This window comes from Paraburkholderia sediminicola (assembly GCF_046027355.1).
GTDB lineage: Bacteria > Pseudomonadota > Gammaproteobacteria > Burkholderiales > Burkholderiaceae > Paraburkholderia > Paraburkholderia sediminicola_B.
Genome location: NZ_JAQQEK010000001.1, coordinates 513,503 through 530,330 on the forward strand (window position 1 = coordinate 513,503; position 16,828 = coordinate 530,330).

The 16,828-nt window shown below is 59.9% G+C and carries 15 protein-coding genes and 1 pseudogene; 5 read left to right on the forward strand and 11 right to left on the reverse strand.

The window, feature by feature from the left end:
* Nucleotides 1–441 precede the first annotated feature (441 nt).
* The 5 genes from PQR42_RS02365 to PQR42_RS02385 form a co-directional block, all read right to left on the reverse strand.
* Complete coding sequence (locus PQR42_RS02365; RefSeq protein ID WP_408211849.1) at nucleotides 442–777, reverse strand: hypothetical protein; 336 nt, start codon at nucleotides 775–777, stop codon at nucleotides 442–444.
* A gap of 55 nt (nucleotides 778–832) precedes the next feature.
* The gene (locus PQR42_RS02370) at nucleotides 833–1,150 is read right to left on the reverse strand and encodes a hypothetical protein (RefSeq protein WP_408387529.1); all 318 of its coding nucleotides are present in this window, start codon (nucleotides 1,148–1,150) and stop codon (nucleotides 833–835) included.
* Between the two features lie 448 nt (nucleotides 1,151–1,598).
* Complete coding sequence (locus tag PQR42_RS02375) at nucleotides 1,599–2,594, reverse strand: GlxA family transcriptional regulator (RefSeq protein WP_408387530.1); 996 nt, start codon at nucleotides 2,592–2,594, stop codon at nucleotides 1,599–1,601.
* A gap of 640 nt (nucleotides 2,595–3,234) precedes the next feature.
* Nucleotides 3,235–3,489 carry a hypothetical protein gene (locus tag PQR42_RS02380; protein WP_408387531.1) on the reverse strand — a complete coding sequence of 85 codons (255 nt, stop codon included), beginning with the start codon at nucleotides 3,487–3,489 and terminating at the stop codon, nucleotides 3,235–3,237.
* Between the two features lie 797 nt (nucleotides 3,490–4,286).
* The gene (locus PQR42_RS02385; RefSeq protein WP_408493550.1) at nucleotides 4,287–4,565 is read right to left on the reverse strand and encodes a hypothetical protein; all 279 of its coding nucleotides are present in this window, start codon (nucleotides 4,563–4,565) and stop codon (nucleotides 4,287–4,289) included.
* A gap of 594 nt (nucleotides 4,566–5,159) precedes the next feature.
* On the opposite strand from PQR42_RS02385, the gene PQR42_RS02390 reads away from it, so the two are divergent.
* Complete coding sequence (locus PQR42_RS02390) at nucleotides 5,160–5,438, forward strand: DUF1488 family protein (RefSeq protein WP_408387532.1); 279 nt, start codon at nucleotides 5,160–5,162, stop codon at nucleotides 5,436–5,438.
* A pseudogene (locus tag PQR42_RS02395) lies at nucleotides 5,432–5,809 on the forward strand (NAD(P)(+) transhydrogenase (Re/Si-specific) subunit beta); the annotation flags it as partial. The gene PQR42_RS02390 and the pseudogene PQR42_RS02395, both read left to right, overlap by 7 nt.
* Before the next feature lie 187 nt (nucleotides 5,810–5,996).
* On the opposite strand, the gene PQR42_RS02400 reads toward PQR42_RS02395, so the two are convergent.
* On the reverse strand, nucleotides 5,997–8,282 hold the full coding sequence (locus PQR42_RS02400) for a PAS domain-containing sensor histidine kinase (protein ID WP_408387533.1): 2,286 nt from the start codon (nucleotides 8,280–8,282) through the stop codon (nucleotides 5,997–5,999).
* Nucleotides 8,283–8,926: 644 nt separating this feature from the next.
* Here PQR42_RS02400 and PQR42_RS02405 point away from each other — a divergent pair.
* Nucleotides 8,927–9,739 carry an exodeoxyribonuclease III gene (locus PQR42_RS02405; RefSeq protein ID WP_408493551.1) on the forward strand — a complete coding sequence of 271 codons (813 nt, stop codon included), beginning with the start codon at nucleotides 8,927–8,929 and terminating at the stop codon, nucleotides 9,737–9,739.
* A gap of 69 nt (nucleotides 9,740–9,808) precedes the next feature.
* Here the strand turns inward: PQR42_RS02405 and PQR42_RS02410 are convergent, their stop codons facing one another.
* The 4 genes from PQR42_RS02410 to motA form a co-directional block, all read right to left on the reverse strand.
* Nucleotides 9,809–10,096, reverse strand: coding sequence for a CsbD family protein (locus PQR42_RS02410; protein ID WP_408211190.1), 288 nt, complete (start codon nucleotides 10,094–10,096; stop codon nucleotides 9,809–9,811).
* 169 nt (nucleotides 10,097–10,265) lie between these two features.
* Nucleotides 10,266–10,949, reverse strand: coding sequence for a Pr6Pr family membrane protein (locus PQR42_RS02415; RefSeq protein WP_408387535.1), 684 nt, complete (start codon nucleotides 10,947–10,949; stop codon nucleotides 10,266–10,268).
* Between the two features lie 89 nt (nucleotides 10,950–11,038).
* Nucleotides 11,039–12,028: a flagellar motor protein MotB gene (gene motB, locus PQR42_RS02420; RefSeq protein WP_408387536.1), complete on the reverse strand. Its 990-nt coding sequence runs from the start codon at nucleotides 12,026–12,028 to the stop codon at nucleotides 11,039–11,041.
* Between the two features lie 14 nt (nucleotides 12,029–12,042).
* A complete protein-coding gene (gene motA / locus PQR42_RS02425) occupies nucleotides 12,043–12,912 on the reverse strand; it encodes a flagellar motor stator protein MotA (RefSeq protein ID WP_408176969.1) in 870 nt (289 codons plus the stop codon).
* A 485-nt stretch (nucleotides 12,913–13,397) separates the two neighbouring features.
* On the opposite strand from motA, the gene PQR42_RS02430 reads away from it, so the two are divergent.
* Both PQR42_RS02430 and PQR42_RS02435 read left to right on the forward strand, forming a co-directional pair.
* Nucleotides 13,398–14,354 carry a hypothetical protein gene (locus PQR42_RS02430; protein ID WP_408211211.1) on the forward strand — a complete coding sequence of 319 codons (957 nt, stop codon included), beginning with the start codon at nucleotides 13,398–13,400 and terminating at the stop codon, nucleotides 14,352–14,354.
* Nucleotides 14,355–14,443: 89 nt separating this feature from the next.
* Entirely contained in the window at nucleotides 14,444–15,856 is a 1,413-nt protein-coding gene (locus PQR42_RS02435) for a DUF2252 domain-containing protein (protein ID WP_408211183.1), read from the forward strand.
* A 94-nt stretch (nucleotides 15,857–15,950) separates the two neighbouring features.
* Here the strand turns inward: PQR42_RS02435 and PQR42_RS02440 are convergent, their stop codons facing one another.
* A complete protein-coding gene (locus tag PQR42_RS02440) occupies nucleotides 15,951–16,808 on the reverse strand; it encodes a polysaccharide deacetylase family protein (protein ID WP_408211180.1) in 858 nt (285 codons plus the stop codon).
* Nucleotides 16,809–16,828: the final 20 nt, after the last annotated feature.

The following is a 16,828-nucleotide window of genomic DNA, read 5'->3' on the forward strand; positions in this document are numbered from 1 at the left end:
GTAAGTGAGTACCTCGCGGCTTTGGGCTAATGCGATGGCGCGCAGATATAGGTTGAGGCAGTGCACGGGAAGCCGTCTCAGGTGGCCGACCTCGCTTTATAAAGTCGTGAATCAGTTTGCTGGCCTCCGGTGTCCCTAGTTGGCCAACTTTTTAATGAATATGCACAGGCACCGTATTCATCTCGTCCTATCCGTACCGAGCGTCGAATAAGGGAACGATTCATGAACGCCGGGTGAATGCTTTAGACGTACTTGCCGCCGGAAGCAGTTACCTGGGCAGGCAACCAAATACTGATGGGACACCCCATCAGCATCGTCGCCGATGAGAGACTGCGCAAGTAGTCTTCGTCAGCCCGGCGCTGGCGTACCCTTGTGAGCCGGAAGCAACACGTTAGTGGGCCACCTCCATCTCCAGGCGCTCCGCGGGCATGCGACGTTCGTTCACTCGTCGCAAAGGTCGCTGCAGGGCCCAGCATATCGAACATCGAGCGAAGAGCCGTCCTTAAAGATGAGCCGTTTCACAATCCCACAATCCTGAACCAGCTGAATGGTCGCCCGCTGCACGAAGACACCCGGTCGTTCGTCGGGCAGAACCAGTTGCATCAGCGGGCCGAATTTTTGCATGGCGTCGAAGAATCTCGGTTCACGTGATGGTTCTGGATCGCCAAGCCAATAGGCGAGGGCCATGCTGGGAATTTGGGAGTCGCGCGCGAGGAAGCGCAGAGTCTGCCGGGTAAGGAGGTAAGACGACGATTCGGTGCTTGGGACATCGTGCATATAAGTCTCCGTTAGTTGTCCGGGCATATTGCCGCGCCTGGACGCGACGCAGGTCTCAGCTCTTCATGTCAACCCAGATGCGTCCCCAACTGGTCGCATATTTCAACGCCTGCTGGTCATCGAAGAAGTAATCCAATGCGGCGAAAGATTCCGGTGCGCGACCCGGCTTCTCGATGAGAAGATCTGCGGCATGCAGACCACCGTGTGCAGGACATGCGCTAGCCGTGAGTTGATAGCCCCGATGCAACGTCGAAACGGCTGCCTTCATGAACTTTGTCTCCATTGCACCAATTGGGGCTTCAAGGTCACAGGCATTCTGCGGGAAAGCAACGAGCGCCAGAACCGGTGTTAACTCCAGGCTGCCATAGTCCACTTGCGTCCCCGTGACACTCCCGGCACCAGTGGGCGGACAAATGCTATATCCGGATAAATGAGTCCCTAGCTTCCCCATATAGTCCACGACGTCGGCGCGAACGGCAATGCTTCGTGCCCGCATCATGCGCAAACGCGTTCATCAACGCATAGCGCGGGCGAACCGGGAGGCGGCAATTAAATCCCGTATCGTAAGCAGCGTAGACAATAGCCCTTACACGCTACAAAACATCGACATTGCAATCGCACATCTCCAGCGTATTCTTGATTCAAGCGATGCGGCGTTGGTGTTTCCGGGCGCTTACTGGCATCAACGCATCTCCAAGTTATCGCGACACCCGGGCCTAGGCAAATCCAAAGCGGGCGGTCGCACCGACTGTTTGATGTCGTTACCGACAGGCCAATTGCCGACAACGCGTACCGAGCCAAGTTGGGCTCACTGCAGACGCTCAGGACGAACCACCCTGAGGTGCCATTTTGCGCATCCGGTAGTCGGTCGGTGTCGTCGCCAGATACTTTCTGAACAGCTTGGCCAATTGGCCGCCGCTGCCGATACCGCAGCGCCGGGCGATCTTGTCGACAGGCAAACGCGATTCGAGGAGCATCCGGCAACACATGTTCAAGCGCGCCCGAAGCAGATAGTCAGAAGGCGTCATGCCGATCTCGCTCTTGAAGCGCCGCAGGAAATTGCGCTCACTCATTGCTGCGATCTGGGCCGCGTCGTCAATAGAGATGGGGCGTTCAACATTGGCCTCCAGCCAACGCGCCGAGGCCATGATCTTTTCGCTGACTTGGGACGTCGCGCTGTAGGTCATTGACGAGTTGAAGGACATCCTGTGCTCCGGCGCGACGGATTCGGCAAACAGCCGCGCCAGTTCCGGTCCTAAATCCTCTTCGATGATGCGCAGTGCTGTGTGCACGGCGGCCGGCGCTTCAGTCAGCGGGCTTGCCTCGTAAAGACCGTATGCTTCATTGCCGCCATACAGCAGCGGGCAATAGCGGCTGGGAAGTCCGGCCGCTTCCAGAAGCAGCCGTCCTTCCGCGATCGGATGAATGATCTCGCTGAACGGATGCCTGCGGCGTAGCCAGTTGCCAAGGCGTTCGTCGCGGCACGCGTGCTGCGCGCCCGCACCGCCTGCGATGAAGAGCAGGTGCGTGTCATTCGTGCCGCGGTGCGAGTCGACGCTGTCCGTCCAGACGAACACCGACGACGAGCTCGCAATGCGACCACCGGAAGCCGAAAGCAACGAAACGTCGTAGCGTGTGCGGGCCGATCGTTGCGATGCGACGAGTGCGTTTGCCTTCTGGAAGATCTCGATAATCGCTGCGACCTTGGGCAGCGCAAAACCATTGAACAACGCTATGTCAACGCGAGTGATGTCGTTCGCTTGCGTCACCACCGCACTTTGCCGCGAGCAGCGGGGCAGAGTATGCACTAGTTCCATTTTTCCCTCGGAATGTTTGGCCTGCAAAGGCCTTTCTCTCGACTCTGTCTTTATTTTTTGTTAACGCATGTTATACAAATGATTCCGACATCATTATTACATGGCTGATCTAGCTAAAACATTGGCAGTTTAAGACATTGGGCAATTAGGAGGCGCACGATCGCGGTGCACATTTATGTCGGGTGAGTCTCGGCGTGGTGCAAAAAGATGGAAAAGATTAGCGAGGCATTGTTTTTTGGCAAATGAGACGGAGTGTATAGAGCGTCATTTGAGCTGGTTTATATGCTGAATGATATAAAAGAAATTGATTGAGACATTGATGCCGGTACGTTGCCGGTGTTTTCCACTGCAGGATTTTGGGGTTTCCGAAGTAGGGCTTTCCTGAGTTCGTTTTGACCGGTGTCTGCCTTATTGTGAGGTACAACGTCGGCTCGATCGACGTACCTGGCGGGTGACAGGGATGCCTTAGACTGAGTACACCGATGGTTGTCATGTTTTTTGAAAACGATTGCACGGCATCGGCGCCGTCGACGCATTGTCGATCCTGAGATCCAGCGCATAAGACCAGAGGTTGGCCAGGCGTTTTGGGTGAACCACACCGGCGCTATTCGGTGGCGTTCGCACTTTCGAATGAGTCTCGCTAACATCCGCTCTGCGCCCCTTTGAGATCCGTAATGGCGAGCGACGCGCACAGAAATACGTCTTCGATTGCCGCGGCGTATTCGCTCATTGAGTCGCGGTCTGGTTCGCCTGAAGATCGGACGGTTGCGCTACGTTGGATAGCCCGTCGCATGCGCTCCAGTTCGTTGATTGTTGGAGCGGTCCTGGCGAGCAGCGCCGCGATTAGCGTTTGGTATGCAAGGAGTTGCATCCGCATTTGAAGAATATCTTCCATGAGTATCTCATTCGTAGAGGCGCGGGCCACGCGCTGACGAGCCCACTGTTTGGCATGCCAGCGTGTCCTCAATCGACCGTGTGGGACAGCTTCAACGTGACTGTCATGAGCCCGTCCCGTTGTAGTCAAAGAGGCGTGGCTGCACTTTCAGAATGTCATCGAATCCCATGTCGTTCACCACCCTTGTTACGTTGTCGCCGACAAGAGAACGCCGACTTGACGCACGAGTCTGAACCGTGCGGTTTGTGCCAAGACCACCTGTGTACTCGTAGACAACGATTAGTTCTTCGTCAATATGTGCACCATTGAAGGTCTTGTTCCACGAAAGTCTTGCAGAACTACGTGTGCATCTGTTTTGCACAGAGGCCACGTCGGGAAACACTTCCGGGATGCGTTCGAACTGTCACATTTTCGATCGGCGCCAGTTGGACAAATGCGAACCGTGTGCTCTCAGGGAGTGTCGATAAGTATATGGCTTTCACTGCTACGCAGTGCCCGTCAGGCAGCATGCCAGGAAACTCAAGTTAGGTACAGTTTTGGGCGTGAGCCGTTCGACTCGTAAGCGCAGGAGAATATACGATCAGACGACATTGAATAAAAGGTTGTATCAGGAGTTGGTCAATGCCTGCCATGAGTCCGCCTTTTGTGTGGTTGAATGGCTTATGGTCAATTCGACCGGCGATGGAGCTGAGACTGCAGCGCAATAGGGGTACTCCACTGAGTTGACGGACGCGTTGTCGGTGGAAAGCTGGACACGCGAGCAATAGGCTCGGGACCTACGTTGCGGTGCAGGGTTTTCAGTCGTTGGTGGGTATGAATTGTTCACCGCCGTCAAAGATACGTTCGAGAGTCTGTTCGTGGGCCAGTTCGAGAGCAATTTGTTCGTCGATCGTTGCGCCGACCATTGTTGCGAAGCGCGCCAATTTTGTTTGACCGGCATGCGTAAGTACTTCGCGGAACGTTTGCAGTGTAGCCGGGGCGTTCTCGCCATCCTGCGCTATCACGGCAAAAGCAAGCGCGAGCGCGTTCTCGATAGCCGACATGCGAGCTTGAATCTGAAGGTCTTGCAGTTTCATTGCTGTGCCTCTTTGTGTGGAGTATAAGCGTGATTCCGTTGTAGTTTCGCACGACTGCAGGCGCGTTCTTTTTGCCTCGTTCGGGTTCTTGACGGGCGCTCGATGGTCGCGACTTGGCATCTCAAGCGGCCTCTAACAGAATGGAAGCCTTATCTGCAACGCCAGGGGCGGCAGGACCTGTCGATATAGTGGAATAGATGAGTTTATTGGAGGACACTCCAATACCAGATATATCGCATGGCATGGCGGATGCCGACACGTTTTTGACGGTTAGGCGCCATAAAAACATTGGAACGGAGTCGCTTCGTCTGCGACGGCGTGGCGTGTCCGCAAATAAACTGCACATTGCGCGACCACCGCAAGCTAGGCAAATCGGTTTCGCGACTTTGCGGAGTGCCGACGAAGGTAATTCCAAAGGCGGTGAGCATCGCTGGAACCGCCTCGATTTGATGGAGCGCCGTTTGCCGGCGGCGATACTCGCACTTGGTGCACGCGGGCTATGCCGGCACCGAATTCCGGCGCGATAAGTTCTGTTAAATTTGGAGGTGAGCCACAAATGGTTGAAAGTTCGCAGACAAATTCGCGAGGTGAGTCATGGACGTTAGTGAACTGACGCCAGACGTAGCGCCGGACAGGCGCGAGATCGTGTTCCGCTTGTCTGGCCAGCGGGTTGATGTCGCTTGTGCGATCACGCGAGAGGCGCTCGAAGAGCATTTCTGGCTACCAGCAGGCGCTGACCAGGTCCGCATGCTCAAAGCGTTTGCTGATGGAAGGCGCCGCATCATCGCAGCTGCCGAAAGAAAGATTCGGTTGCGCCCGAGCGAACCCGTCAGGCTTGGTGTCGACGATTTCATGATCAAGCGTTCGAGGTGAAATACGCGATTCACCCGGTGGCCGGACGGATGCCGGGGCATATGAACGTGCTGCTCGCCGAAGCCGAAGTGCCGTACGACATGGTCTACGAAATGGATGACATCAACGGCGAATTCGGTCAGGTCGACGTGGTGCTGGTGCTCGGCGCGAACGACGTGGTGAATCCGGCGGCGAAGAACGATCCGAAGTCGCCGATCGCGGGCATGCCGATCATCGAGGCGTACAAGGCGCGCACGGTGATCGTGAACAAGCGTTCGATGGCCGCAGGCTACGCCGGTCTCGACAACGACCTGTTCTACATGGACAAGACGATGATGGTGTTCGGCGACGCGAAGAAGGTGATCGAAGACATGGTGAAGGCGGCCAGCTAACTCGACCCCGCATGCGATGCAAACGGGCAAGCGTGCGTAGAGCTGAATTGATCGGTTCAGCTACGTCTTCGCGGGATAGAAGGGCGTGGCCGCCACGACAAAGAGGGGGCGTTGCGGCATGGCGCCCGTTAGTCAGGGTTTAAACGCCAAACCCTGACGACACGCTTGCCATGACCAAGGCCCGGACCTAACACGGATTAAGGCAACTTAGCATCCCTGATCGAATTGGTGCGCGTACCTTGATCAAGGTGCCGTTGCCCGGCGAGCTGGTGACGTCGAGCTCACCACTCAGCATCAACACACGCTCCTTCATGCCCGCTAATCCAAAGGATTTCTTGCGGATCGCCACTGGATCAAATCCGCGGCCGTCGTCGCGAACTTCCAGCAGACAATCGTCCCCGCTCTGCTCCAGCGTAATGAACACCTGTTTCGCATCGGCATGTCGCGTAACATTGGTCAGCGCCTCCTGGACAATCCGGAACATCGCAACGGCCCGCTCCTCGGCAAGCTCCGGAATTTCTTTCGGCACGCTCAGGCGGCAGGTCGTCTGGCCCTGCTGCGAAAATTCGGCAGCCAGCCACTCGAGCGCGGCGGCGATACCCGCGTCGAGCACTGCTGGACGGAGCGCGGTCACGACGTTGCGTAGCACCTGCATTGTCTTGTCGGACAGGAGCAGTATTTTCTGGACTTGCTCGCCGAAGTCCGGATTGTCGTGGCCGAATCGCACACGCAGGGTGGAGACACCCATGCGAAGCGCGGTCAGGTGCTGGCCTAGTTCGTCGTGCATCTCGCGGGCAATGCGCTTGCGCTCCTCTTCGCGTGCCGTTTCGCGCTGTGAGGTGAGTTCGCGCAGCAACTCGTAAGACTCATGCAAGCGCTGCTCGGCTTCCTTGCGCTCGGTAATATCGCGCCAGATAGTCAATACGCTCTGGATCGCCCCATCCGCGTTGTACTCGGGTACGGCATGGGCATACCAGCACTGAGGCTCGCCGTGCCGGTTCCAGTTCACTTCGAATTTGGCCGCCACGCCGCTTTCCATGATCTGCGTGAGTTTTTCGTGAACCAGACGTGTTGCTTCGTTCGTCGCACCCATGACATCCTTAGGCTCGCCTAGTAGCCTCTCGGCCTCGACGCCGCTCACGCGCGCGAACTCCGGATTGACATACGTGCGGCGGCAGTTCCGGTCGTAGCGGACAATAGCATCCGGCGCATTCTCCGCAAGCGTGCGAAACGCCCGTTCGCTGTCGCGCAATGCCAGTTCGGTCGTTCTCAGTTTCGTGATGTCGCGCCCAATGCCCAGTACGCTGACGACCTTGCCTTCGGCGTCCTTCTCCGGAAAATGCCGCGCCTCGAGTATGCGGACGTCATGGACGGTTTGCCATCGCGTTTCATCTTCGTTCGGCTGCCCCTCCAGAAACGCACGTTGGATATCCCGCTCGATACGCTCGGTTTGCTCCGCGTCGCTGGTGGGAAGCTCGCTCGCCCGCTTGCCGACCAGGGCCTCTTGCGGCAGGCCGTACGCCTGGGTGACGGCGGGATTGGCGTAGAGATACCGGCATTCGCTGTCGAATCTGGCAATGAAGTCTGGGAAATTCTCGGTCATCGTGCGAAAGAGTTGCTCGCTTTGCTTCAATTCGTCGACGTCGCGACTGATGGCGAGCACGCTGGCAACCTTACCATCGGGCGCAAATTCTGGAAGGATCCGCAGATGGCCCCAGCGAATCCGTCCATCGAAGTCGCGCAACCGCACCTCCCCCGTCACTTCAGTACCTGTTTGCGCGACTTGCTGCAACTGCTCCATATACTGCTCCGCGTCGAGAAACGACGACCGTTCAGCCGGTGTCGTGCCGAGCACGTCGGCGGCTGGCAGGCGCATTAACTCGAGAAGGGCCGGGTTAGCGTATATGCGGCGATAGTCGAGATCGTAGCGGGCAATGTAGTCAGGAGAATGCTCCACGACGGCGCGAAAGGCCTGTTCGCTCGCGTAGAGCCGTCGCTCCGCCTCCTTGCGCTCGGTGATATCACGTGCGAGTGCCAAGTTGTATTCCTTGCCACCGTATTCGAAATGGCTGGCGTTGACCTGGACAAGAAGCAGGCCACCGTCCTTGCGGCGGTGCACGGTTTCGATGAAAAGCGAGCCACCGCTCTCGCTCAGCGCCCGCCATGCCTCGGCCCACCTCTCGGCGCTCCAGTCGGGGTCGATATCCGGCACCGTCATCTGCAACAGTTCTGTGTCGCTGTAGCGGAGCGTCCGGCAGGCTTCCTCGTTGACATAGACGAAACGACCGTTTTCATCGATCAGATAGGCGGCTTCACGCACGCGATTGAGCGCAAAGCTCTTCAGGTTCAGGAGTTCATCACGTTCGGCCAGCAAGCGCTCCAGATTCTCGCGGTCCTTGCGCAGGGCAGCATTTTCCCGTTCTAGTTTCTTGAGAATTGCCCCTGTCGCTGCGTCGCGTGCGGATTTGTTCATACGTTGCCTACCAATATTTCTACAAGACGCGGAATCGCGCCTTCAGCCGGAACGTCAACTTGCGCGCGCCAAGCCGTTATTTTGCGAATGTCTGGCCGTTGACGAGGCACAAGTTTATGTTTGCACTCGCATCCCTAAGTTATGTTTGCACTCGCATCCCTAAGAAAATGACTTCGGCAATACTGACTATTACAATACGCTGCGGTATATCGACAAGCCAGTTGAATCGTCTTTGGGCACCAGTGGCTTATTGGTGTGCCCAGTGGCCTCAGCTTGCCATTGGCCTTCGGGACAAACGATCTTCTCACAGGGTCAGACCGGTGAGTCTCCTCACGCGTGACGCCGACAACCCGGGGCGTGCGCTCCGCAGGGGAATTGCTCACTACCGGACGCAGGTTGGTGGGTGTAGCACGGATAGCCGCACGTCGCTGACCACCAGTTTGGCAACTCATTAGCTCTTGCCTCTACTATGCGAGAGCGAAGATCACTCGCGTGCCGCAGAAAAAGAGCACGTCCAGTCGCACGATTCCGGCGACATCGACGCCTTTTCCGACCAGGCCGATGCCATTTCATGCGCCAGGTCCTGGGCGATGGAGTGGTGCGACGCGGCGGCGCAATAGGGTGCATTGCAGGGAGGACATGCCGTGGCCAAGCTTCGAATCGCGACTTTCAACATCAACGGTATCCGCTCACGCCTGCCGGCGCTGCTGCAATGGCTCGAACGCGAGGCGCCCGACATCGTCTGTTTGCAGGAACTCAAGGCGGTGGACAGCGCGTTTCCCGTCGAGCAACTACGCGACGCCGGCTATGGCGCGATCTGGCAAGGGCAGAGCGCATGGAACGGCGTGGCGATCCTGTCGAAAGGCGAAGCGCCGCTGGAAAGCCGCCGCGGCCTGCCCGGTTTCGAGGACGACACGCACAGCCGCTACCTCGAAGCGGCTGTCGGCGGCGTGCTGGTGGCGTGCCTCTATCTGCCGAACGGCAATCCGCAACCGGGCCCCAAGTTCGACTACAAGCTGGCGTGGTTCGACCATTTCATCAAGCACGCGGCGAAGCTATACAAGAGCGCACATCCGGTGGTGCTGGCCGGCGACTTCAACGTGGTGCCCACCGACGAAGACATCTATAACCCGCGCTCCTGGCTGAAGGACGCGCTGCTGCAACCCGAGAGCCGCGAGCGTTACCAGCGGCTGCTCGCGCAAGGCTGGACCGACGCGCTGCGAACGCATTTCGGTGACGAACGGGTCTACACCTTCTGGGACTATTTCCGCCGGCATTGGGACACGAACTCGGGCTTGCGTATCGACCATCTGCTGCTGAGCGCCGACCTCGCGCCGCGCTTGCGCGATGCGGGGGTCGACCGCTGGGTGCGTGGCGAGCCGCACGCGAGTGATCATGCGCCGACGTGGGTCGAACTGGAGATGAGCGCGGGGCGCCGCAAGAAAAGCGGCGCATAAAAGTGGTCTATCAGCGCGAAACGGGCGATCGCTCATCGCGGATCGCCCGGCGATCAACCGCGTCGAGAATCAACGGCGATCGTCGCGCCCAGACGCGCCGTGTGCCCACAGCGCGCCGGCCACGAAACCGGCAAGCGCGACCACCGCGATCGCGGTGAAGGGGCTTTCCGCCGTGGTCTCACGCACGAGGCTCGTGGTGCTCGCGCACAGTTGCTGGGCTTTGCCGCTAAGCTCTTTCGCCTTGCCTGCCAGTTGCGTGCCAGTGTCGCCCAGCACGTCGCCGACGGCGCCCTGAACCTTGCCCGCGACTTCCTTGACTGCGCCTTCCGCTGAGTTAGCTGCCGAATTGGTGTCCATACGTTTTTGCTCCCATTGTCATATTTACGTGTGAGCCATTGCGATCGCAACGCTGCCACACCAGGGTTTCGCGCAGGCCGCGCCGAAAAGCGCGGCTCACGTCCACCAGACAGGGCGCAAGAAGCGCGCCCGATGGACAAAGCAAAACAGGCGGCGCCAGACTGGCGCGTCAGTGCCGCCGCCGGGAATTGATCCCCACGAATACGGCCATCAGCATAAGGAAGCCGCCGAACAGCAGCGCCGAATTCGCCACGGCGTGCCTGAACCCGAGCCTCTCGACATTGATGAACGGATAGGGGTAGAAATCCGACAAACTCCCGCGCCAGAAGGTTACGCCGAGATAGGCCAGCGGATACACCAGCCACAACAGACAATGCCGCGGTTTCAGATGAAAGCGTGGTACGAACAGCACCCAGTAGAGCGCGGCGAGCATGGGCAAGACACTGTGGAGCGATTCGTTGAGCAGCAGCCGGAATGCCGTGGGCGTCCAGTAACCTCGCAACAGCAGGTTGTAGGCGATCCCGACAAACGCCATATACACCACCACGGCAGTGACGACGGTGGGTTGCCGGAAAAACCGCGCGGGCGCCGACCGGTGGCTGCGTAACGCTACAAAGGTAAAACAGATCGCGCAGGCGAGCACCGTCAGATTGGTGAGGTAACTGCTCATGCGGGCGAAACCGTCGAGCACGGTCAGCCCGCGGGCGAGCGTGCGGTCGATCGTGACGTCGGCTTGCGCGACGATGGAGATCCACGCAATGACGGCGATGATCGCCGCCAGCGTGACCGACGAAACACTAGGCGTATGCAGCGGAAGCTCGGTCTCCCGTTGCTCGGAAAGGGCAGGGCGCATGGGTTCGATTCTATACACGCAGCATGGGCTTTGCAGTGTGCGCTATCGAGCGCACGCGCCGAATCGATCAGGCGCGAGGCCGAAAAATACTACGGCGTGCTACGCGAACCGGTCACCGGCTGCAAGCGCCCGACCACGGCGGGAATGGCTGAACTCGCCGGCGTGGCTTCGTCGATCGCGGTGCGTCCGCCATCGTGGAAAAACGCCAGTTCCGCGGCCTTGTTCAAGACGAGGATGCTGATGCGCCGATTGGTCGGCTCGTCGGCGACATGGCTGTTCAGCGGCAAGACGTCCGCCAGTCCGCGCACCTGCAACAGCTTTTCGCCATGCATGCCGCCGGCGACCAGCGAGCGGCGCGCGGCGTTCGCGCGTTCGGACGACAGCTCCCAGTTCGAATAGCCTTCCGGGCCCGCGGTGTACGGCACGGCATCCGTATGGCCGGCAATCGAAATGCGGTTGTCGACGTCATTGAGCGCGGCGCCGATCTGCGTGAGGATCGTCACCGCGTAGGGCTGCAGCTTCGAACTGCCGGAAGGGAACATCGGCCGGTTTTGCGAATCGACGATCTCGATACGCAGCCCTTCGTTCGTGATCGAAACGCGGATCTGATCCTTGAACGCTTTCAATGCGGGGCTTTGCTCGATCAACGTAGTGAGCTTCGCCTTCAGTTGTTCGAGACGCGCCGCATCGGACGGCGCCACGGTCGGCGCGACGGTGGCGGGCGGCGTGGGCTGGGTCTGGCTCTTCTTGCCGTCGCCAGGCCGTGTATCGGCGATGTCGCGTCCGCCGCCCTGCACCACGCTCGGACGCGTGGCGGCCGTGCCTTCGTTGCCGCCGAGCAGGCTCGACAGGGGCGTGTTGAAATAATCCTCGATGCCCTGCTTGTCGTACTTCGACGTGGAGCCGAGCAGCCACATCAGCAGGAAGAACGCCATCATCGCGGTGACGAAATCGGCGTAGGCGATCTTCCATGCGCCGCCGTGATGCCCGCCGTGGTCATCGCCTTTTCTCGAACGGCGCACGATCACCGGCGCCGGCGCCGGTTCCTCCTGCGAGGCGCGCGATCTTCTTTCGCTCATCATGGCGCTCCGCGTCAGGCCGACTTCGGCATCTTGGTGGCGCGCACGGCGTCGTCGAGTTCCTGGAAGCTCGGACGGTCGGCGGTGAACAGCACCTTGCGGCCGAACTCGACAGCAATCGGCGGCGCGTAGCCGGACAGCGAGGCGAGCAGCACGGCCTTCACGCACTGGTACGGCTTGGCCTCAGCGCGGCCCTTGGCGTTGAGCAGATCGGCCACGGGGCCGATAAAGCCATACGCGAGCAGAATGCCGAGGAATGTGCCGACCAGTGCGCCGGCAATCATTTCGCCGAGCACGGCGGGTGGCGCGCCGACGGAACCCATCGTGTGAACGACACCCATGACCGCGGCGACGATACCAAAGGCCGGCAAGCCATCGGCCATTTTCTGAATGGCGTTGGCCGCGACCGACGCTTCCGCGTGATGCGTGGCCAGTTCCTCATCCATCAGGTCCTGCACTTCAAGCACGTTCACATTGCCGCCGGACATCATGCGCAAATAGTCGACGATGAAGTCGAGCAGATGATGGTCCTCCAGCACGTGTGAATACTTCTGGAAAATCACGCTTTCTTCCGGCGCGGTGACGTCCGTTTCCAGCGACATCATGCCTTCCTTGCGCGCCTTCTGAAGCAGTTCATAAAGCAGCGCAATCAGCTCCAGATATTTTTCCTTGGTGTAGCCGCCGCCTTTGAAACATGACGGAATCGCCTTGATGGTTTTTTTCAGCGTGGAAGTCGGATTGCTCACGACAAATGCGCCGATTGCCGCACCGAAAATACAGAGTAATTCGAATGGCTGAACGAGCGCCGGCAGGTGCCCACCCACTCCGACAAAACTCCCGATCACCGAACCGATCACTACAACCCAGCCGATTGCAACAAACATACTCTCTCCGATTATCTTGCGCGACGCACGGTCGATCAGCGCAGGCCCTATTTCAAGGCCTTTTCTTGTGCGTCACAAAATTTTTGCATGTATGGGTAAACGGCTGGATTCGTTGTTGCTGAAGTGCTCACCCGGGTGAAACACGAAAAAATTCACCAATCGGTTAGTTTCTGAATGGGTGCCGGTAAATTTGTCCGCTCATTGTGATCGTTGCAATTGCAACTTGTATTTGCTGAGCCCGGTAAAACCCCCGAGTTAATCTGCCGCTGATGCAAAACGGATACGTAACCTTTTTACCGATCGGTCTGCTAGCATGACGAACAGTTTGTATCGACGGCCATTCCATGCGACGCCTCGCCGCATCACAGTGTCCCGGTCGAACCACGAACACCGGCAGCGCTAGCGACTCAACCGGAGAAGAATGCCGCATGCGGAATCTGACATCTGCTACTCGAAATTGGCTGGGTCGCAAGGCGGCCGCCTGCATGACGGGTCTCGGCCTGCTCTTCATTCCCACCCTCAGTCACGCTCAGGAGTTTTCGCTTTTCGGCGGCGGCTCGCGCGCAAGCAGTATTAACACCTATACGTGGGCCTTCAACTATCAGGAAGGCCTCGGGCGATATTTCGCCGCGAGCTTCACGTGGCTCAACGAAGGGCACATTCCCGATCATCATCGCGACGGCCAGATGATCCAGTTTTGGGCGCGCATTCCTGTGGGCAGCCCGCAGTTCGTTCTGCAAGCGGGCGTCGGCCCGTACCGCTACTTCGATACGACGACCTCAGAGCAGGGCGGCAGTTATTCCAACACTCACGGCTGGGGCGTGGTGTACAGCGTGCGCGCCGCGTACTACGCGTCGAACCGGTGGATCACGCAACTCCAGTTGAATCGCGTGCACGTTCAGCGTGGACCGGATTCGGCAGGCGTGATGTTCGGCGTCGGCTATCAGCTCGACGCGCCCGGTTCGCCCGGTCCGCGCGACTGGGCGAGCGGCAGTACGCACAAGGTCACCGACAACGAAGTGGCGGTGTATCTCGGCAAAACCATCGTCAATTCGACCAGTTCGCCGAGCGCCCTGGGCGGCGCGATCGAATACCGTCGTGGCCTCGCGAAATACCTCGACGTGACGGTCGGCTATCTTCACGAAGGCAGCAGCAAGGTGGCGCGCCGCGACGGTTTGACGAGCCAGTTGTGGGCCACCCGCGCGTTCCTTAACGACAAGGTGGCGCTGGCGCTCGGCGTCGGTGCCTACTATGCGATCAACGAGAACGAAAACAGCGCGACGCCCGGGCCGGGCGCCGGCAAGTTCTCCGGCCTCGTCACGATTGCGGGCTCCTATCGCCTGACCGACCACTGGAACGCGCGGCTCGAATGGAACCGCGTCGTGACCCGTTATGATCGCGATTCGGATGTGATTTTCGGCGGCGTGGGCTATCGTTGGTGAGGGCGCATGCGCCAGATGCCGGATGTTGTCGTGCCAGCAGAAGCAGTCTCTCGAACCGCTAGTCAAGACTCGGAAAAACGGAGAAGAGCATGAAAGCCAGCACCATCGCCGAACGGGAGGCTCGGGGCCGCGCCGCCCGCGAGCATTCGAAACGTTCGAGCCATAAGGCGGTAGGCGAACTGCATCGCAACCCGGTCGAGTTGCTCAAGCAAAGCAGCGAGGGCCGCGTGCACAACCTCGTGCCGCTGCGCTATGGGCGCATGGCCGTCTCGCCTTTCACGTTTTTTCGCGGCACCGCGATCCTGCAGGCGCACGATCTCAGCCAGGTACGCGACTCCGGCCTGACCATGCCGATCTGCGGCGACGGCCATCTGATGAATTTCGGCGGCTTCGCCACGCCCGAGCGGCAACTTGTGTTCGATGTGAACGACTTCGACGAGGTGTCGATCGGGCCGTTCGAGTGGGACCTGAAACGTCTGACCGCGAGCCTCGTCGTCGCCGCGCGTCACATGCGTTTGAGCCGAGGCGCGGCTGAGAGTCTGGTGATGACGGCGGTCACCGAATACCGCGACCGCATGGCGCAGTACGCGCAATGCGGCGCGCTCGAACTCTGGTACGACCGTATCACCTTCGACCGCATGGCGGAAACCGCGTTGACGCCGGAACGCCGCCGCACTGTGCGGCGCGGCATGGAAAAGGCCGCGAGCCGCACGCAGGAAAACCTGCTCGAAAAAATGGCGGAACACGACGGCGACCACTGGACGATCCGCGACGCGCCACCGGCGCTGTTTCACGTGCTGGGCGCCAACACGCTGTTCACCGCGGAAGAGACCGAAGCGCTCAGAAACGGCAACTGGCGCAAGATGCTCGACCGCATGTGGGGCGAGTACCTGAAGACGATGTCGCACGACCGGCGCGAACTGCTCAGTCATTTCACCGTGCAGGATATTGTGTTCAAGGTCGTGGGCGTAGGCAGCGTCGGCACGCGCTGCATGGTGCTGCTGCTGGTGGATCATATGGGCAAGCCGCTGTTCCTGCAGATCAAGGAGGCGCGGCCTTCGGTGATCGCGCAGTTCTACAAGTCGCCGGTCATCAAGCACGAAGGCGAACGCGTCGTGCAAGGACAGCGCATGCTGCAGGCCGCGAGCGATATCTTTCTCGGCTGGGCGACCGGGCCGCTCGGCCGGCACTTCTATTTCCGCCAGCTGCGTGACATGAAGCTCTCGGCGAACATCGAGTTGTTCGACATCGACCTGCTGGAAGGCTATGCGCGGCTATGTGGCTGGATCATGGCGCGCGCGCACGCCAAGGCGAGCGGGCAGGCGATCGAAGTCAGCGCGTATATCGGACGTGGCGACCAGTTCGCGGAAGCGCTCACCGGCTACGCAGCGACGTACGCGGATCAGGTGGAACGCGATTACGACGTGTTCCTGAAGGCGTGCCGCAGCGGCGAACTCGAAGCGCGCTCGGACGAGGACATGGCGGCGGATTTCCGCGTGTAGCGGCGGTGTTTGTGCAGCGCTGCGCTTGGGTGCGTGTGAGCCGCGTAACGCGCATGGGCTGGGTGCCTAAGCACGCACGCGCGGAGTCCATGCCTTAGCTGTCCACGCGCGCTTCGCGTAGCGTCACGAAACGCAGGTGCCGCTGCCGTGCCGCGTCGATCACACGCGGCAGCACTGCGAGGATCAACGGCGTGCCCTCGATCGTGAGGGCGGCGTTGCCGTCGTGTAGCAGCAGAATGTCACGCGGCGCGAGGCCGTCGAGCAGCCGCCGCGTGACCACCCCTGGATCGCGCTCGCGCGTGTCGTAGCCGCGCCGCGTCCACGCCGCGAGCCGCAGATCGAGCTTGCGTAAGACCGGTTCGAGAAAGATGTTGCGCAGCCCGGCCGGCGCGCGGAAGAACATCGGCCGTTCGCCGCCCAGGGATTCGAGCGTGCGTTGCGCGGCGTCGATCTCGCGCGTGAGAGCGCCCGGCAACGTCACGGAAAACGTGTGGACGTGAACCTGCGAATGGTTTTCGAGCGCATGGCCGCGCGCGACGATCTCGCGGGCGAGTTCCGGATACTGCTGCGCCTTCGCGCCGATGCAGAAGAACGTCGCGCGCACGCCGAAGGCATCGAGCAGATCGAGCACTTGCGGCGTGACGAGCGGATCGGGACCGTCGTCGATGGTCAGCGCGACTGCGTCGGCGTTGCGTGCGTCGGCGGGCAGGCGCGTCCAGTTCGGGCCGAGCAGCGAGGTGCGCGGCAACAGGCCGGCCACGGTGAAAATGGCGTGATTCGCAAAGATCGCGGCGAGCCACCAGGGCCACGCGGCGGGCGCGAACAGCCATCCGGCCAGCACGAATGCATGCCATGCGGCGGTGGCGGTGAGCATCGCGGGATAGCCGGTTTGCGGCCAGCGCCGTGGCGGCGCGTCGTGGACGCCATGTGGCGGCGTGGAGAGTTCTTTCATCAAGCGTGCTTCCTGTCTTC

Bases quoted from the DNA above. Each gene is read 5' to 3' on its own strand.
- PQR42_RS02365 (WP_408211849.1), bottom strand. From the start codon at position 777: ATGCACGATGTCCCAAGCACCGAATCGTCGTCTTACCTCCTTACCCGG.
- PQR42_RS02375 (WP_408387530.1), bottom strand. From the start codon at position 2,594: ATGGAACTAGTGCATACTCTGCCCCGCTGCTCGCGGCAAAGTGCGGTG.
- PQR42_RS02380 (WP_408387531.1), bottom strand. From the start codon at position 3,489: ATGGAAGATATTCTTCAAATGCGGATGCAACTCCTTGCATACCAAACG.
- PQR42_RS02385 (WP_408493550.1), bottom strand. From the start codon at position 4,565: ATGAAACTGCAAGACCTTCAGATTCAAGCTCGCATGTCGGCTATCGAG.
- PQR42_RS02390 (WP_408387532.1), top strand. From the start codon at position 5,160: ATGGACGTTAGTGAACTGACGCCAGACGTAGCGCCGGACAGGCGCGAG.
- PQR42_RS02400 (WP_408387533.1), bottom strand. From the start codon at position 8,282: ATGAACAAATCCGCACGCGACGCAGCGACAGGGGCAATTCTCAAGAAA.
- PQR42_RS02410 (WP_408211190.1), bottom strand. From the start codon at position 10,096: ATGGACACCAATTCGGCAGCTAACTCAGCGGAAGGCGCAGTCAAGGAA.
- PQR42_RS02415 (WP_408387535.1), bottom strand. From the start codon at position 10,949: ATGCGCCCTGCCCTTTCCGAGCAACGGGAGACCGAGCTTCCGCTGCAT.
- motB (WP_408387536.1), bottom strand. From the start codon at position 12,028: ATGAGCGAAAGAAGATCGCGCGCCTCGCAGGAGGAACCGGCGCCGGCG.
- motA (WP_408176969.1), bottom strand. From the start codon at position 12,912: ATGTTTGTTGCAATCGGCTGGGTTGTAGTGATCGGTTCGGTGATCGGG.
- PQR42_RS02430 (WP_408211211.1), top strand. From the start codon at position 13,398: ATGACGGGTCTCGGCCTGCTCTTCATTCCCACCCTCAGTCACGCTCAG.
- PQR42_RS02435 (WP_408211183.1), top strand. From the start codon at position 14,444: ATGAAAGCCAGCACCATCGCCGAACGGGAGGCTCGGGGCCGCGCCGCC.
- PQR42_RS02440 (WP_408211180.1), bottom strand. From the start codon at position 16,808: ATGAAAGAACTCTCCACGCCGCCACATGGCGTCCACGACGCGCCGCCA.